This window comes from Pseudomonas sp. ADAK7, assembly GCF_012935675.1.
GTDB lineage: Bacteria > Pseudomonadota > Gammaproteobacteria > Pseudomonadales > Pseudomonadaceae > Aquipseudomonas.
Map to the genome: position 1 here is coordinate 6,101,961 of NZ_CP052861.1, position 22,940 is coordinate 6,124,900.

Consider the following 22,940-nt stretch of genomic DNA (forward strand, 5'->3'; position numbering starts at 1 on the left):
TAAAAATAATTCTCATTTAGTTCAAGATGACGAGCGCCGGGAATTCCTGGAGGCGCGCCGAGGTGATGTGCGCGAGGGAACGAACCACATCCAGCGGCTGGTCGAGCCGGTAATTGCCGGTGACGGCGACGTCGGCCAATTGCTCGTTGTTGTTGATGATCCAGCCCGGATAGTAGCGCCGCAGTTCCGCCAGCACCTGGCTCAGCGGGCAGTTTTCAAACACCAGGCGCCCCTGGACCCAGGCCAGGTCGGTGGCGGCATCGAGTTTGGCCGGGCGGTCGAAACCGTTGGGGCCGATGCGGATGCTTTCGCCGGCCGTCAGGCGCACCCGCGCATCGTCTCGGGTGGCACGCAAATCCACGTCGCCACGTTGCACCCGAACCTGCGCCACGCCGTCGAGGTAACGTACGGCGAACGCGGTATCGCGCACGCTGGCCTTGACCGGTCCGGCATCGATTTCCAACGGTTGACCACGATTGGCCGGCACCTCGAAAAACGCCTCGCCCTGATACAAACGGGCCACGCGCTGTTGATCGTTGATGGTGCTGGAAAACGCCGAGTTGGTATTGAGCAGGACTTTCGAGCCGTCCTCCAGTTGCAGACGCTGGCGTTCACCGACCACGGTCAGGTGATCGGCCTGCAGGCGCATCGGCAGATTGCTGAAACTGAACAGCCCGAGGATCAACACCGCTGCGGTGGCCAGGGGTTTCCAGTGCGGGCGCAGGCGCGACAGCACGCTGATTTTCGCCGGTGCAGCGGCGAGGCTTTGCGCGCATTGCGTGACCAGCGGACCGTCCCAGATCGCCTGGGCCTTGGCGAACGCTTCGGCATGCAATGGATCGGCGGAGAGCCAGTCGTGGAATTGGCGGGTTTGTTCTTCGCTCGGACTGCCCATGACGATCAACCAGTCCAAAGCCTGGTCCATCGCGCTGGCGGGGGCCCGCGCCGGGGAGGGCGCAGAGGAGCGGTGGGTGTCCGTCACGGTGTTTCCTCGGCTGTGTCTGTGCACGGCTGGTTTTTAGTGGAGCTTGAAGTTCGCAAGGGTAGCAAAGCCTTATGGGCTCAGTCGCCGTTTAAGCGTTCCGCCACACCGATGCAGATCGCCATGATCAGCTTCAGTTCCTTCTGCACGGTGCTCAGCGACACGCCGAGTTTCTCGGAAATCTCCAGGTAACTGTGCCCATGCAGGCGACTGAGGATAAAGATCTGTTGCTGGCGATTGCTGAGTTCACTGAGGCTCACGTTCAAACGCTCCAGCAATTGTTCGGCATGGGCGGCGTCCTCGGCGCTGCTGGCGGGGGCGGCGATGCTTTCCACTACCTCCATCGGCACGTCATCGAGCAGGGTCCGCGACTGAATGCGCCGCGCGCGCAAATGGTCCAGCGCCAGGTTGCGGGCGGTCTGGAAGACGAAGGGTTCGAGGTGATCGATGGCCCGCTCACTGAGCGCCCGGGTCACGCGCAGGTAGGTTTCCTGCAGCAGGTCTTCGGCGGTGCTGTGATTGTTGACCATCCGCTCCAGCGTGCGCAGCAGGGAAACCCGCTGGGCGATGAAGACGTGATTGAAGCGCGATTGACTCACGGGAGGACCTGATCCATTTCGAGCGAATGATAATGCTTATCATCCGCCCGAGTGGTCAAGTGCTGATTTGTGAAGGTTACGCGCGACCCAGCAGATAGGTCGCGTAATCCGGGATCCGGTGCTCATGCGCCTGATCCATCATCGGACTGCTGAGTAAGTAATCGGCGCTGCATTCATTGCAGGCCACCGGAATGTTCCAGACCGCCGCGACCCGCAGCAACGCCTTGATGTCCGGGTCGTGGGGTTGCGGTTGGAACGGGTCCCAGAAGAACACCAGCAGGTCGACCCGTTGCTCGGCGATGCGCGCGCCGAGTTGTTGGTCGCCGCCCAAGGGGCCGCTGATCATGCTTTCCACCGGAAGGTCGAGGCGTTGTTGCAACAACAACCCGGTGGTGCCGGTGGCGACCAGTTCATGTTGCGCCAGCTTGTCTTTGTGCCGCTCGGCCCAGTCCAGCAAAAACGCCTTGCAGTGGTCATGGGCAACCAGGGCGATACGCTTGCGCGCCGCCATGGTCTTTTGCGTGAAGCTGATACCGATCATCGGTTGCTGCTCCACGGTTACTCGGCGTTACACAGCGCCAGGCAGTTATCGAGCATGCGGTTGGAGAAGCCCCATTCGTTGTCGTACCAGGCCAGGACCTTGAGCAGCTTGCCGCTGGACTTGGTGTGGTTGGCGTCGAAGATCGACGACAGCGGGTTGTGGTTGAAGTCGCTGGAGACCAGCGGCAGGGTGTTGTAGCCAAGGATTTTCGAGTGTTGAGCGGCTTCTTTCAGCAGCGCATTCACTTCATCAGCCGACGCTTCGCGCTTGAGCTGTACGGTGAGGTCTACCAGCGACACGTTGATCACCGGAACACGCACCGCCATGCCGGTCAGCTTGCCCGCCAGTTCCGGCAGCACCAGGCCCACCGCTTCAGCGGCGCCGGTCTTGCTCGGGATCATGTTCTGGGTGGCCGAACGGGCGCGGTACGGGTCGGTGTGGTAGACGTCGGTCAGGTTCTGGTCGTTGGTGTAGGCGTGGATCGTGGTCATCAAACCGCTTTCGATCCCCAACTCGCGGTGCAGCACCTGGGCCACCGGGGCCAGGCAGTTGGTGGTGCACGAGGCGTTGGAAATAATCTGGTGCGACTGGCGCAGAATGTCGTGGTTAACACCATAAACGACGGTGGCGTCGGCGCCTTTGGCCGGGGCCGAGATGATCACTTTGCGCGCGCCGGCCGTAATATGCGCGGCGGCTTTGGCACGGTCGGTGAACAGACCGGTGCATTCGAAAACGACGTCGATCTTCTCGGCGGCCCATGGCAGTTCGGCCGGGTTGCGAATCGCGCTGACCGAAATGCGGTCGCCGTTGACGGTCAGGCTTTCGTTATCGTGCTGGACATCGGCGTCGAAAGTGCCGTGAACGGTGTCGTACTTGAGCAGATGCGCGTTGATCGAGCTGTCACCCAGGTCATTGATGGCGACGATCTGCAAATCCTGGCGGTAGCCTTGGGTATACAGTGCGCGCAGGACATTACGGCCGATACGGCCAAAACCATTGATTGCGATTCGAAGAGTCATTTAACAGGGCCGCCGTCGATTTGTTGTTGGAATTACAAGATTATTCGCATAAAAATAGAAAACAAGCCTTTTTAATGGCAATATTTTGTTCAATCTACAACGAGTGACCTGAATCAACTGGTCCGATCGATCAAGAAAGCCGCCCGTCACCCCATCGACAACGGCCCTTGATCAGCATAGACAATCAGGTCGCCACATCCGTTAGCCTGGAGTTCTACACATGCATCCCCGCGTCCTTGAGGTCACCGAACGGCTTATCGCCCGTAGCCGAGCTACTCGTGAGGCTTACCTTGCGCTGATTCGCGGCGCCGCCAGCGACGGTCCGATGCGCGGCAAGCTGCAATGCGCCAACTTCGCCCACGGCGTGGCCGGTTGCGGCACCGAAGACAAGCACAGCCTGCGGATGATGAACTCCGCGAACATCGCCATTGTTTCTTCGTATAACGACATGCTCTCGGCGCACCAGCCGTACGAAGTCTTTCCTGAACAGATCAAAAAAGCCCTGCGCGAAATCGGCTCGGTCGGCCAGTTCGCTGGCGGCACGCCTGCGATGTGCGATGGCGTGACCCAGGGCGAGCCCGGCATGGAACTGAGCCTGCCGAGCCGTGAAGTGATTGCGTTGTCCACCGCCGTGGCGCTGTCCCACAACATGTTCGACGGCGCGCTGATGCTCGGCATCTGCGACAAGATCGTCCCGGGCCTGATGATGGGCGCGCTGCGTTTCGGTCATCTGCCGACGATCTTCGTCCCGGGCGGGCCGATGGTTTCGGGCATTTCCAACAAGCAGAAAGCCGACGTGCGCCAGCGCTATGCCGAAGGCAAGGCCAGCCGCGAAGAACTGTTGGAATCGGAAATGAATTCCTACCACAGCCCTGGCACCTGCACCTTCTACGGCACGGCCAACACCAACCAGTTGCTGATGGAAGTCATGGGTCTGCACTTGCCGGGTGCCTCTTTCGTCAACCCGAACACGCCGTTGCGCGATGCCCTGACCCGCGAAGCGGCGCATCAGGTCACGCGCCTGACCAAGCAGAACGGCGACTTCATGCCGATCGGCGAAATCGTCGACGAGCGCTCGCTGGTCAACTCCATCGTCGCGCTGCACGCCACTGGCGGCTCGACCAACCACACCTTGCACATGCCGGCCATCGCCATGGCGGCGGGCATTCAACTGACCTGGCAAGACATGGCCGACCTCTCCGAAGTCGTGCCGACCCTAAGCCACGTCTACCCGAACGGCAAAGCCGACATCAACCACTTCCAGGCCGCGGGCGGCATGTCGTTCCTGATCCGCGAACTGCTGGAAGCCGGGCTGCTCCACGAAAACGTCAACACCGTGCTCGGCCATGGCCTGAGCCGCTACACCGTGGAACCGTTCCTCGATAACGGCGAACTGGTCTGGCGCGAAGGCCCGATCGAAAGCCTCGACGAAACCATCCTGCGTCCGGTGGCTCGTGCGTTCTCGCAAGAGGGCGGCTTGCGGGTGATGGAAGGCAACCTCGGCCGCGGGGTGATGAAAGTCTCCGCCGTGGCCCTGGAAAACCAGATCGTCGAAGCACCCGCGATGGTGTTCCAGGATCAGCAGGATTTGGCCGATGCGTTCAAGGCCGGTTTGCTGGAGAAGGATTTTGTCGCGGTGATGCGTTTCCAGGGCCCGCGCTCCAACGGCATGCCGGAACTGCACAAAATGACGCCGTTCCTCGGCGTGCTGCAGGATCGCGGCTTCAAAGTCGCGCTGGTGACCGACGGGCGCATGTCCGGCGCATCGGGGAAAATCCCGGCGGCCATTCACGTCAGCCCCGAAGCATTTGTGGGCGGCGCTTTGGCGCGGGTGCAAGAGGGCGATATCATCCGCGTCGATGGCGTCAAAGGCACCCTGGAGCTTAAGGTGGACGCCGAAGAATTCGCAGCGCGCACGCCAGCCAAGGGTTTGTTGGGTAACAACATCGGCAGCGGGCGCGAACTGTTTGGTTTCATGCGCATGGCCTTCAGCTCCGCAGAGCAGGGCGCCAGCGCCTTCACTTCTGCCCTGGAGACGCTTAATTGAAACTGGCTTTGGTCGGTGACATCGGTGGGACCAACGCACGTTTCGCGTTGTGGAAAAACCAGCAACTGGAGTCGATCCAGGTGCTGCCGACAGCGGATCACGCCAGCCCGGAGGAGGCCATTGGCGTTTACCTCACTGGCTTGGGCTTGAAACCGGGCGACATCGGTTCGGTGTGCCTGTCGGTGGCCGGTCCCGTGAGCGGCGATGAATTCAAGTTCACCAACAACCACTGGCGCCTGAGCCGCAAGGCGTTCTGCCAGACCTTGCAGGTGGATCAGTTAATGCTGGTCAACGACTTCTCGGCCATGGCCCTGGGCATGACCCGTTTGCAGCCGGACGAGTTTCGGGTGGTTTGCGCAGGTACGCCGGAGCCGTTGCGCCCGGCGGTAGTGATCGGCCCCGGTACAGGCCTGGGCGTCGGCACCTTGCTTGATCTGGGTGAAGGCCGTTTTGCGGCGTTGCCGGGGGAGGGTGGTCACGTTGATCTGCCGCTGAGCAGTCCGCGCGAGACCCAATTGTGGCAACACATCTTCAACGAGATCGGCCATGTCAGCGCTGAAACAGCGTTGAGTGGCAGCGGCTTGCCGCGGGTCTATCGGGCGATCTGCGCGGTGGATGGCCATGAACCGCAGTTCCACACCCCCGAAGCCATTACGGCGGCAGGTTTGGCCGGTGACCCGGTCGCGCTGGAAGTGCTGGAGCAGTTCTGCTGCTGGCTCGGCCGCGTGGCCGGCAACAACGTGCTGACCACCGGTGGGCGCGGCGGCGTGTACATCGTCGGTGGCGTAATTCCCCGGTTTGCCGATTTCTTTGTTGAAAGCGGTTTCGCCCGCTGCTTCGCCGACAAGGGATGCATGAGCGATTACTTCAAGGGGATTCCGGTGTGGCTGGTGACGGCGCCGTATTCCGGGCTGATGGGCGCGGGTGTGGCGCTCGAGCAGGCACACTAATGATCGTTCCCACGCTCTGCGTGGGAATGCAGCCCGTGACGCTTCGCGTCCCTTGAGGCATTCCCACGCCGAACGTGGGAACGATCGAACGATCAGGCATAATCCGCCCAATTCAAACAACAAGGATGCCGCCCCTGTGAGCTCAGTCAACAAGTCGATTTTGTTGGTCGATGACGATCAAGAGATACGCGAGTTGCTGGACACCTACCTGACCCGAGCAGGTTTTCAGGTGCGCACCACGCCGGACGGCGCAGGCTTTCGCCAGGCGATGAACGAGGCGCCGAGCGATCTGGTGATCCTTGATGTGATGCTGCCGGACGAAGACGGCTTCAGCCTTTGCCGCTGGATTCGCCAGCACCCGCGCCAGGCCCAGGTGCCGATCATCATGCTCACTGCCAGCTCCGACGAGGCCGACCGCGTTATTGGTCTGGAACTGGGTGCCGACGATTACCTGGGCAAACCGTTCAGCCCTCGGGAATTGCAGGCGCGGATCAAGGCCTTGTTGCGCCGCGCGCAGTTCGGTCAGGAACGTTCCGGCAGTGAAGTGCTGGCCTTCGATGACTGGCGCCTGGACATGGTCAGCCATCGGCTGTTCCACATCGATGGCGAGGAAGTGATTCTCTCCGGCGCCGACTTCGCGCTACTGAAACTGTTCCTCGATCATCCCCAGGAAATCCTCGACCGGGACACCATCGGCAACGCCACCCGTGGCCGCGACTTGATGCCGCTGGATCGCATCGTCGACATGGCCGTCAGCCGTTTGCGCCAGCGCCTGCGCGACACCGAAAAACCGCCGAAACTGATCCGTACCGTGCGTGGCAGCGGCTACCAACTGGCCGCCAATGTGGTTGCCAGTAATGGCCACTGAGTTTCTACGCCAGCTCATCGCCAAGGTCCCGGTGCCACGCTCGTTGCTCGGGCGGATGTTGCTGCTGACCCTGTTGGTGGTGCTGTTTGCCCAGGCGCTGTCGAGCGTGATCTGGGTCTCGCAACTGCGCGCGACCCAGCTCGAAGGCCTGGTCACCAGCGCCCGCAGCCTGGCCCATTCGATGACCGCCAGCGTCAGTTATTTCCGTTCATTGCCCGTCGCTTTTCGGCCATTGGTGCTCGACCAGTTGCGCAGCATGGGTGGCACCCGGTTTGTGGTGACCCTCAACGACAAACCGCTGGGCATGGAAGTGTTGCCGATCACCCCGCGCAAAGCGGCAGTGCTCAAAGCGGTCGACGAAGTGCTGCGCGAGTCCCTGGGGCATGACACGGATATCTCGGTGACGTTCGTCAGCCCCGAAGACCTGCGGATCTTCAACAGCGGCTTGAAACTCGATGAATTGCCGCGCTCCTGGGCGCATTACGCGTTGACCCTGGAGCCGGTGAACCCGCCGGTGCTGGTCACGCAAATCCAGATGGCGCCGGGGGAATGGCTGTACATCGCCTCGCTGCTGCCCGAGCCTTACACCAGTCTTGAAGAGCAAGGCCTGCCGGCGCAGCAGGTGTGGTTTATTGTCCTCACCAGCGGCTTTTTGCTGTTGTTCATCGGCTTGCTGGTGCACTGGCAAAGTCGTCCACTCAAGCGCCTGGCGCGGGCGGCGCGGGACATGTCCCTTGGTGCCGAAGTTGAACCGGTGCCCGAGGGCGGCGGCAGTGAAGTGGTCGAAGTCGGCCGCGCCTTCAATGCCATGCGCGAACGGATCAGCCGTTACCTGACCGAGCGCAGTCAGTTGTTCAGCGCCATCTCCCACGACTTGCGCACGCCGATCACTCGCTTACGGTTGCGGGTCGAATTGCTCGAAGACGAAAAGCTGCAAGCCAAGTTCGGCCGCGATCTGGATGAGTTGGAGTTGTTGGTCAAAGGCGCGCTGCAATGCGTGAAAGACACCGACATCCACGAAAACATCGAGCAAGTGGACCTCAATCACGTGCTCGATTGCCTGGTGGAGCCGTACCTGGCGCCCAATGGCAATGGTCGCGTAACTCAGCAGGGTCGGGCGTTTGCGGCGTATCCGGGCAAACCGCTTGCGCTCAAGCGCTGCATCGGCAACCTGATCGACAACGCCTTGAAGTACGGGCAGAACGCGCATTTGCATATCGATGACGACCAGAGCGCGTTCATCCTGCATGTGGACGATGAAGGGCCAGGGGTGCCGGAGCAGCGGATGGAGCAGGTGTTCGAACCGCACTTCCGCCTGTCTGGCCAGCAGCAGGGTTACGGGTTGGGCCTTGGGATTGCGCGCAATATTGCGCATAGCCATGGTGGTGAAGTGAGTCTGCAGAATTTGCGCGAGGGTGGGTTAAGGGTGACGTTGCAGTTGCCGCGTTCAATCGATTGAACGATCAAAAGATCGCAGCCTTCGGCAGCTCCTGCGCCGATCTCTGTAGGTGCTGCCGAAGGCTGCGTTCTTTTGATTTTGCTTTTACTTTGTCACGACATGGTGACAAAACCCGCCCCCTTCGTTACCTGCCACGCCTCGACCGTTGTTTAGACTGCCCCCAGTCATAACAACAAAAAAGGTACCCCATGGACACCTTCCAACCGGCCTTCAACAGTTGGCTGAACGCGCCTGCCCACCAGCAATGGCTTGCCGCCGAAGGCCTGCGCCTGCTGGCGTTCGCCAAGGCTTCGAAGCTTCCCGAAGGCTTCGGCAATCTCGATGAAAGAGGCCAGCTCCTGGCCAACGCCCACGCCGAAACCATGAACACCGCGCGCATGACCCACAGCTTCGCCATGGCCCACATCCAGGGCCTGCCGGGGTTTGCCGAGTTGGTGGATCATGGCGTCCAGGCCCTCAGCGGCCCGTTGAAAGATGCTCAACACGGCGGCTGGTTCGCCACGGCCCATCATCGCGATGACAACACCGGCAAAGCCGCGTACCTGCACGCTTTCGTCGCCCTGGCCGCGAGTTCCGCAGTCGTCGCACAACGGCCCGGCGCACAAGCTCTGCTCGACGATGCAATCCACATCATCGACACCCATTTCTGGAGCGAGGAGGAGGGCGCGATGCGCGAATCCTTCAATCGTGACTGGAGCGAAGAAGAAGCCTATCGCGGCGCCAACAGCAACATGCACGCCACCGAAGCCTTCCTCGCACTCGCGGATGTCACCGATGACCACCGCTGGCTGGTCCGCGCGCAACGCATCGTCGAACGGGTGATCCACGGTCACGCCGCTGCCAACGATTACCTGGTGGTCGAGCATTTCGACCGCGACTGGCAACCGCTGCGCGAATACAACCACGACAACCCGGCCGACGGTTTCCGCCCCTACGGCACCACGCCGGGTCACGGTTTCGAATGGGCGCGGCTGTTGCTGCACCTCGAAGCGGCGCGGGTGCAGGCCGGGATGCTCACGCCGGGTTGGCTGGCGACCGATGCGCAAAAACTCTTCGATCACAATTGCCGTCACGGCTGGAACATCGACGGCCAGCCGGGGATCGTCTACACGCTGGACTGGGACAACCGCGCCGTGGTTCGTCACCGCTTGCACTGGACCCATTGCGAAGCCAGCGCCGCTGCCAGTGCCCTGCTAAAACGCACAGGCGATGAGCAATACGAAACCTGGTACCGACTGTTCTGGGAGTTTTGTGACAGTCATTTCATCGACCGCTGCGATGGCAGTTGGCACCATGAACTCGACCCGCAAAACCGTCCGAGTGCCGATATCTGGGGCGGCAAGCCGGACCTGTATCACGCCTGGCAAGCCGTGTTGATCCCGCGCCTGCCATTGGCGCCGAGCATGGCGACTGCCTTGGGGCAGTTGTCTCAGAGCGCTCCTGTGTAACCATGTGGTGACATTCAAGCGTCCCTTCGTTACCTGCGAAGGGATAACTCCTGTTTAAAATCCCATGCAGCGCAAGCACCAGACTTGCATGCATAACAACAAGAAAGGTAATTCTAGATGAATGCGATTTCTCGCCTCGCTACTGTCATTTCTCTTGCCTCATTGCTTCCTATCTCTGCATTCCCGCTCAGTGCACTTGCCGCCGAATCCAAAGGTTCGGTAGAAGTCGTTCACTGGTGGACGTCCGGTGGCGAAAAAGCCGCCGTTGATGTGCTCAAGGCCCAAGTCGAAAAAGACGGTTTCACCTGGAAGGACGGCGCCGTTGCCGGTGGTGGCGGTGCTACAGCCATGACCGTGCTGAAAAGCCGCGCCGTGGCCGGTAACCCGCCAGGCGTCGCGCAGATCAAAGGTCCGGACATCCAGGAATGGGCGTCTACCGGTCTGCTCGACACCGACGTCTTGAAAGACGCGGCCAAGTCGGAGAAGTGGGACAGCCTGCTCGACAAGAAAGTCTCCGATACCGTGAAGTACGAGGGTGACTACGTGGCCGTGCCGGTGAACATTCACCGCGTCAACTGGCTGTGGATCAACCCGGAAGTCTTCAAGAAAGCCGGCATCGAAAAAGCCCCGACCACCCTCGAAGAATTCTACGCCGCTGGCGACAAGCTCAAGGCCAAAGGCTTCATCGCCCTTGCCCACGGCGGCCAGCCTTGGCAGGACAGCACCGTGTTCGAAGCCGTGGTGCTTTCGGTCATGGGCGTCGACGGTTACAAGAAAGCCCTGGTCGACCTGGACAATGCTGCCCTGACCGGTCCTGAAATGGTCAAGGCGCTGACCGAGCTGAAGAAAGTCGCGACCTACATGGACGCCGACGGCAAAGGCCAGGACTGGAACCTGGAAGCGGCCAAGGTCATCAACGGCAAGGCCGGCATGCAGATCATGGGTGACTGGGCCAAGAGCGAATGGACCGCGGCCAAGAAAGTCGCGGGCAAGGACTACGAGTGCGTAGCCTTCCCGGGTACCGAAAAGGCCTTCACCTACAACATCGACTCCCTGGCGGTGTTCAAGCAGAAAGACAAGGGCACGGCTGCCGCGCAGCAGGACATTGCCAAGGTCGTGCTGGGTGAGAACTTCCAGAAAGTCTTCAGCATCAACAAAGGTTCGATCCCGGTTCGGATCGACATGCTGAACGACATGGGCAAGTACGGTTTCGACTCCTGCGCCCAGACCGCTGCCAAGGACTTCCTGGCGGACGCCAAGTCCGGCGGCCTGCAACCGAGCATGGCGCACAACATGGCGACCACGCTGGCAGTGCAAGGCGCGTTCTTTGATGTCGTGACCAACTTCATCAACGATCCGAAAGCTGATCCGGCCACCGCCGCCAAGCAACTCGGCACGGCCATCAAAGCAGCCAAGTAACCGTTAGCAGCGTAGACCCGATGGGGGCGGCAAACCCGCTCCCACCCGGCACGCGCCTGTAATCCTTTTTCTACGTACTGGATCTTCCCATGAGTTCTGTTGCTGTGTTCAGCAAGGCCTCGCCGTTCGATGCATTGCAGCGCTGGCTCCCCAAACTGGTGCTGGCGCCGAGCATGTTCATCGTCCTGGTGGGCTTCTATGGCTATATCCTCTGGACGTTCGTGCTGTCGTTCACCACGTCGACTTTCCTGCCGACTTACAAGTGGGCCGGCCTGGCGCAATACCAGCGTTTGTTCGACAACGACCGCTGGTGGGTCGCGAGCAAGAACCTGGCGGTATTCGGCGGCATGTTTATCGGCATCACCCTGGTGATCGGTGTGCTGCTGGCGGTGTTCCTCGACCAGCGCATTCGTCGCGAAGGTTTCATCCGCACCATTTACCTGTACCCGATGGCGCTCTCGATGATCGTCACCGGTACCGCGTGGAAATGGCTGCTCAACCCGGGCATGGGCCTGGACAAATTGTTGCGTGACTGGGGTTGGGAAGGCTTCCGCCTGGACTGGCTGATCGACCCGGATCGCGTGGTGTATTGCCTGGTGATTGCCGCCGTCTGGCAAGCCTCGGGTTTTATCATGGCGATGTTCCTCGCCGGTCTGCGTGGGGTTGATCAATCGATCATCCGTGCCGCCCAGATCGACGGCGCGAGCATGCCGCGCATCTACCTGAAAGTGGTGTTGCCAAGCCTGCGTCCGGTGTTCTTCAGCGCCGTGATGATCCTGGCCCACATCGCGATCAAGAGTTTTGACCTTGTCGCGGCCATGACCGCCGGTGGCCCGGGTTATTCCTCCGACCTGCCGGCGATGTTCATGTATTCCTTCACCTTCAGTCGTGGCCAGATGGGCATGGGTTCGGCCAGTGCGATTCTGATGCTCGGTGCGATTCTCGCAATCATCGTGCCTTACCTGTACTCCGAGCTGAGGACCAAGCGTCATGACTAGTTTCGCCAAACCTTCCATCAGCCTGAGTCGCATCGCGATCTACGCCGTGCTGATCCTCGCGGTGTTCCTGTACCTGATACCGCTGGTGGTCATGCTGTTGACCAGTTTCAAGACCCCGGAAGACATCAACTCCGGCAACCTGCTGAGCTGGCCGTCCGTGGTCAGCGGCATTGGCTGGGTCAAGGCCTGGGGCACGGTTGACGGGTACTTCTGGAACTCGATCAAGATCACCGTTCCGGCGGTACTGATCTCCACCGCCATCGGTGCGCTGAACGGCTATGTGCTGTCGATGTGGCGCTTCCGCGGCTCGCAACTGTTCTTCGGTTTGCTGCTGTTCGGTTGCTTCCTGCCGTTCCAGACCGTCCTGCTGCCGGCCTCGTTCACCCTCGGCAAGATGGGCCTGGCGAGCACCACCACCGGCCTGGTGTTCGTGCACGTGGTCTACGGCCTGGCGTTCACCACGCTGTTTTTCCGCAACTACTACGTCAGCGTCCCGGATGCGCTGGTGAAAGCTGCGCGGCTCGATGGCGCGGGCTTCTTCACCATCTTCCGCTTGATCATCCTGCCGATGTCCACCCCGATCATCATGGTCTGCCTGATCTGGCAGTTCACCCAGATCTGGAACGACTTCCTGTTCGGCGTGGTGTTCTCCAGCGGTGATTCGCAACCCATCACAGTAGCGCTGAACAACTTGGTCAACACCAGTACCGGGGCCAAGGAATACAACGTTGATATGGCGGCGGCGATGATCGCCGGGCTGCCGACCCTGCTGGTCTATGTGGTCGCAGGCAAGTATTTCGTGCGCGGGCTGACGGCCGGCGCAGTCAAGGGGTAATCATGGCTACGCTCGAACTTCGCAATGTAAACAAGACTTACGGTCCCGGCCTGCCGGACACCCTGAAGAACATCGAACTGTCGATCAAGGACGGTGAGTTCCTGATCCTGGTCGGACCTTCGGGTTGCGGCAAGTCGACCCTGATGAACTGCATCGCCGGCCTGGAAACCATCACCGGTGGCGCGATCATGATCGATGACCAGGACGTCAGCGGCATGAGCCCGAAAGACCGGGACATCGCCATGGTGTTCCAGTCCTACGCGCTGTACCCGACCATGAGCGTGCGCGAGAACATCGCCTTCGGCTTGAAGATCCGCAAAATGCCCGCTGCCGATATCGAAACGGAAGTGGCGCGGGTGTCCAAGCTGCTGCAGATCGAACACTTGCTCAACCGCAAACCCGGCCAGCTCTCCGGAGGCCAGCAACAGCGCGTGGCCATGGGTCGTGCATTGGCGCGGCGGCCGAAGATCTATCTGTTCGACGAACCGCTGTCCAACCTCGATGCCAAGCTGCGGGTCGAGATGCGCACCGAAATGAAACTGATGCACCAGCGCCTGAAAACCACCACGGTCTACGTGACCCACGACCAGATCGAAGCGATGACCCTGGGCGATAAAGTGGCGGTGATGAAGGACGGGATCATCCAGCAGTTCGGCACGCCGAAAGACATCTACAACAACCCGGCCAATCTGTTCGTGGCGAGCTTCATCGGCTCGCCGCCGATGAACTTCATCCCGCTGCGCTTGCAGCGCAAGGACGGTCGTCTGGTGGCGTTGCTCGACAGCGGCCAGGCCCGTTGCGAATTGCCAATGGGCATGCAGGACGCAGGGCTCGAAGATCGCGAAGTGATCCTCGGCCTGCGCCCGGAACAGATCGTACTGGCCAACGGCGAGCCGAATGGTTTGCCGACCATTCGTGCCGAAGTCCAGGTCACCGAGCCGACCGGGCCGGACACCCTGGTGTTCGTCAGCCTGAACGAAACCAAGGTCTGCTGCCGTTTGGCGCCAGACGTTGCGCCGGGCGTGGGCGAGACCCTGACCCTGCAATTCGATCCATCGAAAGTGTTGCTGTTCGATGCCAAGACCGGGGAGCGCCTGGGGGTGGCCGGGGTGCCAAAAGCCGAGGCCCATGGCGCCAACGTGGCGCAGTTCAAAGGTCGCTGAAGATCAAGTGTGGAAGCTGGCGTGCCAGCTCCCGCTCGGGGAAATACGCGGCGGATGGGGACATTCGCCGCAATCCATGTAAACCGCGTTAGATAAAAACAGTTAATAACAATAAAACGAGGATGTAGGGATGAAGAAGAAGAACAACGCTCAGCTTATCTGCCAATTGTCAGCTGTTGCGGCGGCAATGACCCTGGTCGGTAGCGTTCACGCGGCTGACGCGTTCAGCGCCGATTCCCAGTGGATGACCGGTGACTGGGGTGGTGAGCGTACCAAGCTGATCGAGCAGGGTATCGACATCAAGATGGACTACGTCGGCGAAGTCGGCGGTAACCTCCACGGTGGCTACAACAACGACAAGACCGCGCGTTACTCCGACCAGTTTGGCCTCGGCGTGGCGTTGGACCTGCAAAAATTGTGGGGCTGGGATAACACCCAGGCCAAGATCCAGTTCACCAACCGTAACGGTCAGAACATTTCCAATGACCGCGTCGGCGATCCGCGTGCCGGCACCTTGAGTTCTTCGCAAGAAGTCTACGGTCGTGGCCACATGGTTCGTCTGACCCAGTTGTGGATCAAACACCAGTTCCTCGACGGCAAACTGGACGTCAAGGCCGGTTACTTCGGCGAAGGCGAAGACTTCAACACCTTCCCATGCGAGTTCCAGAACCTGGCGTTCTGCGGTTCCCAAGTGGGTAACTGGGCAACCAACATCTGGTACAACTGGCCAGTCAGCCAGGCCGCGGTCCGTGTGAAGTACAACATCTCGCCTGAGTTCTATGCGCAGATCGGCGCGTACAACCAGAACCCGTCGCAACTGGAACACGGTAACGGCTTCAAGCTCAGCGGCAGTGGTACGGCGGGCACCGTCATCCCGGTCGAGCTGGTCTGGTTGCCTAACCCGAACAACCTGCCGGGCGAATACCGTGTCGGTTACTACAAAAGCACGGCCAAGGCTGATGATGTCCGCGAAGACGTCAACGGTGATGACGCTGCCACCAGCGGTAACGCCTATCGCAGCCACAGCAGCAAGTCCGGCTACTGGTTCGTTGCACAACAGCAACTCACCACCCACAACGGTGACGCTTCCCGTGGTCTGAACATCGCGGCCAACGCCACGTTCCACGACAAGGACACCAACGTCGTCGACAACTACCAGTCGCTGATGTTTGTGTACAAAGGCCCGTTTGATGCACGTCCGAAAGATGACGTCGGCATCGGCGCCGCCCGTATCCATGTCAACGACGACGTGAAGAAAAACGCCGAGCTGATCAACGCTTCCAATGGCGTCAGCGACTACCAGGATCCGCTGTTCGCACCACTGCGTAGCACTGAGTACAACTACGAAATCAACTACGGCTTCCACGTTACCAACTGGCTGACCGTGCGTCCCAACCTGCAATACATCACTCACCCGGGCGGTGTTGATGAAGTCGACAACGCGCTGGTCGCCGGTCTGAAAATTCAGTCGGTGTTCTAACGCTGTTGCGATAAGCTCCTCTCCAAGTGCGCATATTTGCGGATGGCCAAGGCTATCCGCTTTTTTTTGGGGGCGGCGCACCCCGGGCAACAGATGATTTCCAGGACCGCGGCACATGCATGAGCATCCGCTACAACGCTTCTTCAAATCCTTGCGCGAACGTCCGGTGTTTGCGTGGGAGCGCTATCAGATGCGCGACGTGCTGGTGATCGATCATCCGCTATGCCAGGCGGTGTTCAGTCGCCAGGGCGCGCAGTTGTTGCACTTCCAGCCAGCAGGGCAGAAACCCTGGTTGTGGTGCGCGGCGAAGTGGCCGCACGTGGGGGCCATTCGTGGCGGTGTACCGGTGTGCTGGCCGTGGTTTGGCCGTCATCCGAGCGAAAATGCCTGGCCGTCCCATGGCTGGGCGCGGCTGCTGGATTGGAAGCTACTCGATAGCAGCAGCGACGACGATGGCGTGCGTTTGCACTGGCAATTACAGCTGTGCGACTGGACGGTTGATCTGCACGCGCACCTCGGTGAACGCATGGACCTGCGCCTGAGCACCGAGCACCAAGACACCTTGCCATGCCAATTGAGTCAGGCGTTGCATGCTTACTGGCGTATTGGCGACGTGGCTGAGGTAGCGCTGTCTGGACTCGACGGAGCGCAAGGATACGATCAGTTGAACCGTCAGGCGTGTCAGCAGGAAGGGGAGCTGCGGGTCGAGGGTGGTTGTCAGCGCGTGTTCCAGCATGACGGCGAATTGCAGCTCAAGGACCACGCCTGGCAGCGTGAATTGTGCATCGACACCGGCGACGCTGCGGACACGGTGGTCTGGCATCCGGGGTCGCGGCCGTTGCTGGGGGTGAGTTGGGACGAGGTGTTGGAGTTTGTCTGTGTGGAAGCGGCGAGCGGTGGGACCGACAGCCTGAGCCTGGCGCCGGGGGAGCGGGCGCACCTGAGTTTGCAGGCGTGGGTTGGGTGATCGTTCCCACGCTCCGCGTGGGAATGCCTCAAGGGACGCTCCGCGTCCAGTGACGCGGAGCGTCACGGGCTGCATTCCCACGCAGAGCGTGGGAACGATCGCTACGGGCTAATTAAACTCGTCACCCACCGGATACCGGCTCGCATTCAAACTCTCTTTGATCTTGCGCAGATGCGGCTGGAAATCCACCCCACGGCGCAAGGTCATGCCGGTTGCCAGCACGTCCAGCACCGTCAGCTGAATAATCCGCGAAGTCATCGGCATATAGATGTCGGTGTCTTCCGGCAGCGGAATGTTCAGGCTCAGCGTACTGGCCTTGGCCAGTGGCGAACCCTCAGCGGTCAAGCCGAGCACCGAAGCGCCGTTCTCCCGGGCGATGCGCGCCACTTCCACCAGTTCGCGGGTGCGGCCGGTGTAGGAAATGATCACGAACAACTCACCGGTGTGCGCCACCGAGGCAATCATGCGTTGCATCAGCACGTCGGCATGGGCGGTGACGGCGAGGTTGAAGCGGAAGAACTTGTGCTGCGCATCCAGCGCCACCGGGGCCGAAGCGCCGAGGCCGAAGAAGTGGATCTGCCGGGCCTGGATCAACAGATCGACGGCGCGACTGATCAGGTTCGGGTCCAGGGCCTGCAAAGCACTGTCCAGCGAGGCGATGGCGCTGCCGAAGATTTTCTGAGTGTAAGCTTCAGGATTGTCATCGGCCTCGACCGCACGGCTGACGTACGCCGCGCCACTGGCCAGGCTCTGGGCCAGTTGCAGTTTCAGTTCCGGATAACCGCTGACGCCGAACGAACGGCAGAAACGGTTGACCGTCGGCTCGCTGACCTTTGAGGCCTGGGCGAGGGCGGCGATGCTGAACCGGGTCGCCTGCTGTGGATTGAGCAGGATCACTTCGGCGACTTTGCGTTCGGCCTTGTTCAGGTCTTCAAGGCGATTCTGGATTTGTTCCAGTAAATTTCGCACGCGGTCCATAGATGTTCCTTGAGTCAGCAGCGCAAAGATGCGCTCTGCTATGCAAAAAGGGCCTTTGATGCGGCCCGTCACGGTGGCCTATCCTACTGATGGCTCCGACCGACCACCACTCGGAATCTGTATTTTGCGAAAATGTTGTGGTTATTACTACATTTTCCCTTGAGTGATGCCTTGAAAAAAGGTATTTGTAGCTTAACTTGATAAAAGAACAAACATCATGCCTTCGATTACGGTAGAACCGTGCACCTTTGCCTTGTTCGGCGCCCTCGGCGATCTGGCCCTGCGCAAGCTGTTTCCTGCCCTTTATCAGCTGGACGGCGCCGGCCTGTTGCACGAGGACTCGCGCATCATCGCGCTGGCCCGTGAACCCGGCAGCGAGCAGCAGCACCTGGGGTTCATCACCTCGGAGCTGCGTCGCTACGTCGATGCCAAAGAGCTGGACGAAGCCGTGCTCGAACGCTTTCTCGCCCGCCTGACCTACCTGCACGTCGACTTCCTCAAATCCGAAGATTACGTCGCCCTGGCCGAACAGGCCGGCAGCGCCCAGCGCGTTATTGCCTACTTCGCCACGCCGGCCGCCGTCTACGGCGCGATCTGCGAGAACCTGTCGAAGGTCGGCCTGACCGACAACACCCGCGTGGTGCTGGAAAAACCCATCGGTTCGGACCTGGAATCCTCGCGCAAGGTCAACGACGCCGTGGCGCAGTTCTTTCCGGAGAACCGCACCTACCGCATCGACCACTACCTGGGCAAAGAAACCGTCCAGAACCTGATCGCCCTGCGTTTCGCCAACAGCCTGTTCGAAACCCAGTGGAACCAGAATTACATTTCCCACGTGGAAATCACCGTGGCCGAGAAGGTCGGGATCGAAGGCCGCTGGGGTTACTTCGACAAGGCCGGCCAGCTGCGGGACATGATCCAGAATCACCTGCTGCAACTGCTCTGCCTGATCGCCATGGACCCGCCGGCCGATCTGTCCGCCGACAGCATCCGTGACGAGAAAGTCAAAGTGCTCAAGGCTCTGGCACCGATCAGCCCGGAAGGCCTGACGACTCAGGTTGTACGTGGCCAGTACATCGCCGGCTACAGCGAAGGCAAGCCGGTTCCCGGTTACCTGGAAGAACCGAATTCCAACACCCAGAGCGACACCGAAACCTTCGTCGCCTTGCGGGCCGACATCCGCAACTGGCGCTGGGCCGGCGTGCCGTTCTACCTGCGGACCGGCAAGCGCATGCCGCAGAAGCTGTCGCAGATCGTCATCCACTTCAAGGAACCGTCGCACTACATCTTCGCCCCCGAGCAGCGCCTGCAAATCAGCAACAAGCTGATTATCCGCCTGCAACCGGACGAAGGCATTTCCTTGCGCGTAATGACCAAAGAACAAGGCCTGGACAAGGGCATGCAGCTGCGCAGCGGTCCGTTGCAGCTGAATTTTTCCGACACCTATCGCAGCGCACGGATTCCCGATGCCTACGAGCGGTTGTTGCTGGAAGTGATGCGCGGCAATCAGAACCTGTTTGTCCGTAAAGATGAAATCGAAGCCGCGTGGAAGTGGTGTGACCAGTTGATCGCCGGGTGGAAAAAATCCGGTGATGCGCCCAAGCCGTACGCGGCCGGGTCCTGGGGACCAATGAGCTCCATTGCACTGATCACGCGGGATGGGAGGTCGTGGTATGGCGATATCTAATTTGCAACTGCCTCAGGGCGTCAGCGCCCATGAGTTCAAGAGCCCGGTGTTGCTGGCCGATGGTTTGGCGCTGAATGTCGCCAAGCTATTGAGCGACGCCATCGACGCCCGCGGCAGCGCGACGCTGGTGGTGTCCGGTGGCCGCAGCCCGGTGGCGTTCTTCCAGAACCTGGCCAAACAGAAACTCGACTGGTCCAAGGTCGTCGTGACCCTGGCCGACGAGCGCTGGGTACCGGTCGAGCACGCCGACAGCAATGCCGGCCTGCTCAAGCGTTACCTGCTGCAAGGCCCGGCGGCCAAGGCGCAGTTTTTGAGCCTTTATAGCGCCACCGCCAACCTTGAGCTGGCAGCGGAGCAGGCTGATCGCTTGCTCGCGGAATTGCCGCCGATCGACGTGCTGATCCTCGGCATGGGCGATGACGGTCACACCGCGTCGCTGTTCCCCAACAGCCCGAACCTGTCCGACGCCTTGAAAGTCGACGGCACACGCCGTTGCTATCCGATGCTGGCGCCGACCGTGCCGCATCAGCGCCTGACCATGAGTCGTGCGCTGTTGGCTTCGGCCAAGACCACCGTTCTATCGATTTCCGGTCAGTCCAAACTGACCACTTTGAGTGCCGCATTGGCCAGTGACGATGTCGCTGCCATGCCGATTCGCGCGTTTCTGCAACCTACGTTAGAGATTTACTGGTGCCCATGAGCCAAGGATCAGCCGCTATGACAAAGACATCCCCGACCGTTTCCATGGCGGACAAAGTTGCCCTGATCGACAGCCTCTGCGCCAAGGCGCGGATCTTGCCAGTGATCACCATCGCTCGCGAACAGGACATCCTGCCACTGGCCGACGCCCTGGCTGCCGGTGGCCTGACCGCCCTGGAAGTGACCCTGCGTTCGCAGTTCGGCCTTAAAGCCATTCAGGTCCTGCGTGAGCAGCGTCCGGAACTGGTGACCGGTGCCGGCACCGTGCTCGATCGCACCATGCTTGCCGCCGCTGAACGGGCCGGTTCGCAATTTATTGTCACCCCAGGCATTACCCGTGACCTGCTCGAAGCCAGTGTCGACAGCCCGATCCCGCTGTTGCCCGGCATCAGCAACGCCTCCGGCATCATGGAAGGCTATGGCCTGGGTTATCGCCGCTTCAAGTTGTTCCCGGCGGAAGTCAGCGGTGGCGTCGCGGCGATCAAGGCCTTGGGCGGCCCGTTCGGCGAGGTGAAATTCTGCCCGACTGGCGGCGTGAGCCCGGCCAATATCAAGAGCTACATGGCGTTGAAAAACGTGATGTGCGTGGGCGGTAGCTGGATGCTTGATCCGGAGTGGATCAAGAACGGCGACTGGGCCCGCATTCAGGAATGCACCGCCGAGGCGTTGGCGCTGTTGGACTGATGCTGTTGGATTAGTAGGTACCAAACACTTCGTTGTGTGTTCTACGGCTTTACGGTGCGCTTGGTCGGTGCACCGTTTTTTTTTGCCTGCAAACAATGCTCCTACACAAAAACATTTGCCGATACATAGTTACCGCATCCCGCCGCGCCTCTCTCTCTATCCTTGAAGCATCTTATGGAAGAGAGACAACCTCATGGAAAACACCACCACCACGATTCCCCGCCAAACTGTCTGCCTGCTCACCCCGGAGCAGATCGCCGGCCCGTATTTCCGTAACCCGAAACTCATCAGAAGAAACATCAGCGAAGGCCAGGATGGCATTCCCCTGGTGTTGCGCCTGAACATCGTCGACGCCATGACTGGCGAACCGGTGAGCGGGGCGCTGGTGGATATCTGGCATTGCAACGCGCGCGGGGCTTACTCGGGATGGAGCAAGGTCGACCCGGACAAGGAAGTCGATGTCAGCAGCATCGGTTCGATCCCGCGCACGGACGACGATACTTACCTGTGTGGCGGGCAATTCAGCGACAACAGGGGCGCAGTGCGATTTACCACCATCTATCCGGGGTTCTATGCCGGCCGTGCGTTGCATATTCATGTGGCGGTACGCATCACCGCTGGCAACAATTACCTGGAAGAGCGGCATGTCGCCTGGGTCGGCCAGTTGTACCTCCCGGAAGTGGCTTCCAGGTCAGTGCTCAGCGCCCGGGAGTATCAGGGCCGTAGTGTGTCGCCACTGAGCAACGAAAAAGACCACTACTTCGAAAGCATGGGCAGGGACGCCTCGACCTTGAACATTCACAAGATCGGCCGGGACAGCCATGAAGACGGTTTCTTCGGGCACATGACCATTGGCGTCGACACGATTGCGGTGTCGAGCCAGATCAGACCCGAGGACTTCGACAAGTACACCGTGTAAGCACCAGCCTCAGCGCAGTTCGGTCAGCGCCTGGATCAGCAGGTCCACTTCGGCTGCGGTGGTGGTCAGCCCCGGCGTGATGCGGATGCACGGTCCGCTGGCGGCGCCATTGCGGGCCACGGTGAACAGGTTGTACTCATTGAGCAGCCGTTCGGCCATGACGTGCTGGTCGGCGTGGCGGGTAAAGCGCATCGAGGTGATGCCGCAATACAGCCGGGGATCGTCCGGGGTCATGACTTCGATGCCCGGCAGCTCACGCACGGCGTTGACCCAGCGATTGCGCAGGTAGTTGAGCCGTGCACCCTTGGCGGCGGAACCGCCCATGGCCTGATGCTCTTCGAGCACCAGTGGCAGGGTCATCAGTGCCGGGATGTTCGGCGTGCTGTAGGGCGTGCGGGCGCGAATGTCGTTGATCGGGAAGTGCATCTCGCCCATGTCCGGGTCGATATCGGCCAGGCGCTGAGGGGCGATGTAAATGAAACCCAGGGTCAGCGGGGCGCCGATCCATTTGTGCAGGTTGTACCCGGCAAAGGCGATGCCCAGCGCTGCCAGGTCGAATTCCATCTGGCCCAGGGCATGGGCGCCGTCGAGGATCACATCGATGCCGTGTTCCTTGGCGAGTGCGGCAATCGCCTGCACCGGCATCACCAGGCCGGTGCGATGGGTAACGTGGGTCAGGGCCATCAGCTTGAGGCGCGGATAACGCACGAAAGCTTCGCGGTAAGTGGCGAGCAAACTGTCGAAAGTGGCAGGGTGTTGGTGGTCGATTTCGATCACTTCCACGCCGCGATGGCGGGCGAGCCAACGCATGGCGCCCTTGACCGTGTCGTACTCCAGATCGCACAGCAGCACCTGATCGCCGGGTTGCAGGCGATTGTAGTTGCGGATCAGCGATTGCAAGCCGTCCGAGGCGTTGCGGGTGAGGGCGATCGATTGCGCGCGCACGCCCATCATCTCGGCCAATTGCGCGCGGATGTCCAGGCTTTCGCTTTGCTCGAAATGCTGGCGCACATGCACCGAGTTACTGCGGTTGATCAGCTCGATATTGCGCTGATACTCCTCGACCACTGTGCGCGACATGCGTCCGAAGTAGCCGTTCTCCAGATTGATCGGGCCAGGTTCGACAGCGTAACGGTCGGCAAAGGTTTGCCAGAAGGCTTCATCACGGGCACGGCGGGTGTTATCGGGCATGGGCTAC

21 protein-coding genes are annotated in these 22,940 nt (G+C 60.6%); 15 read left to right on the forward strand and 6 right to left on the reverse strand.

The annotated features are described in order from the left end of the window. Positions 1-16: 16 nt before the first annotated feature. The 4 genes from HKK53_RS27980 to gap all read right to left on the reverse strand — a co-directional run bounded on the left by HKK53_RS27980 (position 17) and on the right by gap (position 3,141). On the reverse strand, positions 17-982 hold the full coding sequence (locus HKK53_RS27980; protein ID WP_169373434.1) for a FecR family protein: 966 nt from the start codon (positions 980-982) through the stop codon (positions 17-19). A gap of 80 nt (positions 983-1,062) precedes the next feature. Then, positions 1,063-1,581: an RNA polymerase sigma factor gene (locus HKK53_RS27985; protein WP_169373435.1), complete on the reverse strand. Its 519-nt coding sequence runs from the start codon at positions 1,579-1,581 to the stop codon at positions 1,063-1,065. Positions 1,582-1,657: 76 nt separating this feature from the next. Further along, on the reverse strand, positions 1,658-2,122 hold the full coding sequence (locus tag HKK53_RS27990) for a methylglyoxal synthase (protein ID WP_169373436.1): 465 nt from the start codon (positions 2,120-2,122) through the stop codon (positions 1,658-1,660). A 17-nt stretch (positions 2,123-2,139) separates the two neighbouring features. Further along, positions 2,140-3,141 (reverse strand): type I glyceraldehyde-3-phosphate dehydrogenase, encoded by a 1,002-nt coding sequence (gene gap, locus HKK53_RS27995; protein WP_054044940.1) that lies wholly within the window; start codon positions 3,139-3,141, stop codon positions 2,140-2,142. Positions 3,142-3,361: 220 nt separating this feature from the next. Between gap and edd the strand changes: the two genes are divergently transcribed. The 11 genes from edd (at position 3,362) to HKK53_RS28050 (ending at position 16,775) form a co-directional block, all read left to right on the forward strand. Beyond that, a complete protein-coding gene (gene edd, locus HKK53_RS28000; protein ID WP_169373437.1) occupies positions 3,362-5,188 on the forward strand; it encodes a phosphogluconate dehydratase in 1,827 nt (608 codons plus the stop codon). Continuing rightward, the gene (locus tag HKK53_RS28005; RefSeq protein WP_169373438.1) at positions 5,185-6,138 is read left to right on the forward strand and encodes a glucokinase; all 954 of its coding nucleotides are present in this window, start codon (positions 5,185-5,187) and stop codon (positions 6,136-6,138) included. Before edd ends, HKK53_RS28005 begins: the two co-directional genes overlap by 4 nt. A gap of 136 nt (positions 6,139-6,274) precedes the next feature. After that, positions 6,275-7,006, forward strand: coding sequence for a response regulator (locus HKK53_RS28010; protein WP_169373439.1), 732 nt, complete (start codon positions 6,275-6,277; stop codon positions 7,004-7,006). Next, positions 6,996-8,465, forward strand: a complete 1,470-nt coding sequence (locus HKK53_RS28015) for an ATP-binding protein (protein ID WP_169373440.1) — start codon at positions 6,996-6,998, stop codon at positions 8,463-8,465. The genes HKK53_RS28010 and HKK53_RS28015 overlap by 11 nt, the downstream gene beginning before the upstream one ends. Positions 8,466-8,653: 188 nt before the next feature. After that, positions 8,654-9,913, forward strand: coding sequence for a D-mannose isomerase (locus HKK53_RS28020; protein WP_169373441.1), 1,260 nt, complete (start codon positions 8,654-8,656; stop codon positions 9,911-9,913). A 117-nt stretch (positions 9,914-10,030) separates the two neighbouring features. Continuing rightward, entirely contained in the window at positions 10,031-11,332 is a 1,302-nt protein-coding gene (locus HKK53_RS28025) for an ABC transporter substrate-binding protein (protein WP_169373442.1), read from the forward strand. Between the two features lie 89 nt (positions 11,333-11,421). Then, positions 11,422-12,330, forward strand: coding sequence for a carbohydrate ABC transporter permease (locus HKK53_RS28030; RefSeq protein ID WP_054044927.1), 909 nt, complete (start codon positions 11,422-11,424; stop codon positions 12,328-12,330). Then, positions 12,323-13,165 carry a carbohydrate ABC transporter permease gene (locus HKK53_RS28035; RefSeq protein ID WP_169373443.1) on the forward strand — a complete coding sequence of 281 codons (843 nt, stop codon included), beginning with the start codon at positions 12,323-12,325 and terminating at the stop codon, positions 13,163-13,165. The genes HKK53_RS28030 and HKK53_RS28035 overlap by 8 nt, the downstream gene beginning before the upstream one ends. Before the next feature lie 2 nt (positions 13,166-13,167). Continuing rightward, complete coding sequence (locus HKK53_RS28040) at positions 13,168-14,328, forward strand: ABC transporter ATP-binding protein (protein WP_169373444.1); 1,161 nt, start codon at positions 13,168-13,170, stop codon at positions 14,326-14,328. Between the two features lie 130 nt (positions 14,329-14,458). Then, complete coding sequence (locus tag HKK53_RS28045; protein ID WP_169373445.1) at positions 14,459-15,808, forward strand: carbohydrate porin; 1,350 nt, start codon at positions 14,459-14,461, stop codon at positions 15,806-15,808. Positions 15,809-15,923: 115 nt separating this feature from the next. Further along, positions 15,924-16,775: a D-hexose-6-phosphate mutarotase gene (locus HKK53_RS28050; protein ID WP_169373446.1), complete on the forward strand. Its 852-nt coding sequence runs from the start codon at positions 15,924-15,926 to the stop codon at positions 16,773-16,775. 108 nt (positions 16,776-16,883) lie between these two features. Here the strand turns inward: HKK53_RS28050 and HKK53_RS28055 are convergent, their stop codons facing one another. Continuing rightward, positions 16,884-17,744, reverse strand: a complete 861-nt coding sequence (locus HKK53_RS28055; protein WP_177328568.1) for a MurR/RpiR family transcriptional regulator — start codon at positions 17,742-17,744, stop codon at positions 16,884-16,886. A 226-nt stretch (positions 17,745-17,970) separates the two neighbouring features. Here HKK53_RS28055 and zwf point away from each other — a divergent pair, with 226 nt between their 5' ends. From zwf to HKK53_RS28075, 4 genes are all read left to right on the forward strand, one after another. Further along, a complete protein-coding gene (gene zwf, locus HKK53_RS28060; RefSeq protein WP_169373447.1) occupies positions 17,971-19,440 on the forward strand; it encodes a glucose-6-phosphate dehydrogenase in 1,470 nt (489 codons plus the stop codon). Next, on the forward strand, positions 19,427-20,140 hold the full coding sequence (gene pgl, locus HKK53_RS28065) for a 6-phosphogluconolactonase (protein WP_169373448.1): 714 nt from the start codon (positions 19,427-19,429) through the stop codon (positions 20,138-20,140). The genes zwf and pgl overlap by 14 nt, the downstream gene beginning before the upstream one ends. A gap of 17 nt (positions 20,141-20,157) precedes the next feature. Next, complete coding sequence (locus HKK53_RS28070; protein WP_169373449.1) at positions 20,158-20,823, forward strand: bifunctional 4-hydroxy-2-oxoglutarate aldolase/2-dehydro-3-deoxy-phosphogluconate aldolase; 666 nt, start codon at positions 20,158-20,160, stop codon at positions 20,821-20,823. Positions 20,824-21,016: 193 nt separating this feature from the next. After that, positions 21,017-21,742, forward strand: a complete 726-nt coding sequence (locus tag HKK53_RS28075) for an intradiol ring-cleavage dioxygenase (protein ID WP_169373450.1) — start codon at positions 21,017-21,019, stop codon at positions 21,740-21,742. A gap of 9 nt (positions 21,743-21,751) precedes the next feature. On the opposite strand, the gene HKK53_RS28080 is transcribed toward HKK53_RS28075, so the two are convergent. Further along, positions 21,752-22,933, reverse strand: coding sequence for an aminotransferase class V-fold PLP-dependent enzyme (locus HKK53_RS28080; protein ID WP_169373451.1), 1,182 nt, complete (start codon positions 22,931-22,933; stop codon positions 21,752-21,754). Positions 22,934-22,940: the final 7 nt, after the last annotated feature.

Excerpts from the sequence above, each read along its gene's own strand:
- HKK53_RS27990 (WP_169373436.1), bottom strand. The coding sequence starts at position 2,122 with ATGATCGGTATCAGCTTCACGCAAAAGACCATGGCGGCGCGCAAGCGT.
- gap (WP_054044940.1), bottom strand. The coding sequence starts at position 3,141 with ATGACTCTTCGAATCGCAATCAATGGTTTTGGCCGTATCGGCCGTAAT.
- edd (WP_169373437.1), top strand. The coding sequence starts at position 3,362 with ATGCATCCCCGCGTCCTTGAGGTCACCGAACGGCTTATCGCCCGTAGC.
- HKK53_RS28015 (WP_169373440.1), top strand. The coding sequence starts at position 6,996 with ATGGCCACTGAGTTTCTACGCCAGCTCATCGCCAAGGTCCCGGTGCCA.
- HKK53_RS28020 (WP_169373441.1), top strand. The coding sequence starts at position 8,654 with ATGGACACCTTCCAACCGGCCTTCAACAGTTGGCTGAACGCGCCTGCC.
- HKK53_RS28025 (WP_169373442.1), top strand. The coding sequence starts at position 10,031 with ATGAATGCGATTTCTCGCCTCGCTACTGTCATTTCTCTTGCCTCATTG.
- HKK53_RS28030 (WP_054044927.1), top strand. The coding sequence starts at position 11,422 with ATGAGTTCTGTTGCTGTGTTCAGCAAGGCCTCGCCGTTCGATGCATTG.
- HKK53_RS28035 (WP_169373443.1), top strand. The coding sequence starts at position 12,323 with ATGACTAGTTTCGCCAAACCTTCCATCAGCCTGAGTCGCATCGCGATC.
- HKK53_RS28040 (WP_169373444.1), top strand. The coding sequence starts at position 13,168 with ATGGCTACGCTCGAACTTCGCAATGTAAACAAGACTTACGGTCCCGGC.
- HKK53_RS28045 (WP_169373445.1), top strand. The coding sequence starts at position 14,459 with ATGAAGAAGAAGAACAACGCTCAGCTTATCTGCCAATTGTCAGCTGTT.
- HKK53_RS28050 (WP_169373446.1), top strand. The coding sequence starts at position 15,924 with ATGCATGAGCATCCGCTACAACGCTTCTTCAAATCCTTGCGCGAACGT.
- zwf (WP_169373447.1), top strand. The coding sequence starts at position 17,971 with ATGCCTTCGATTACGGTAGAACCGTGCACCTTTGCCTTGTTCGGCGCC.
- pgl (WP_169373448.1), top strand. The coding sequence starts at position 19,427 with ATGGCGATATCTAATTTGCAACTGCCTCAGGGCGTCAGCGCCCATGAG.
- HKK53_RS28070 (WP_169373449.1), top strand. The coding sequence starts at position 20,158 with ATGACAAAGACATCCCCGACCGTTTCCATGGCGGACAAAGTTGCCCTG.
- HKK53_RS28075 (WP_169373450.1), top strand. The coding sequence starts at position 21,017 with ATGGAAAACACCACCACCACGATTCCCCGCCAAACTGTCTGCCTGCTC.
- HKK53_RS28080 (WP_169373451.1), bottom strand. The coding sequence starts at position 22,933 with ATGCCCGATAACACCCGCCGTGCCCGTGATGAAGCCTTCTGGCAAACC.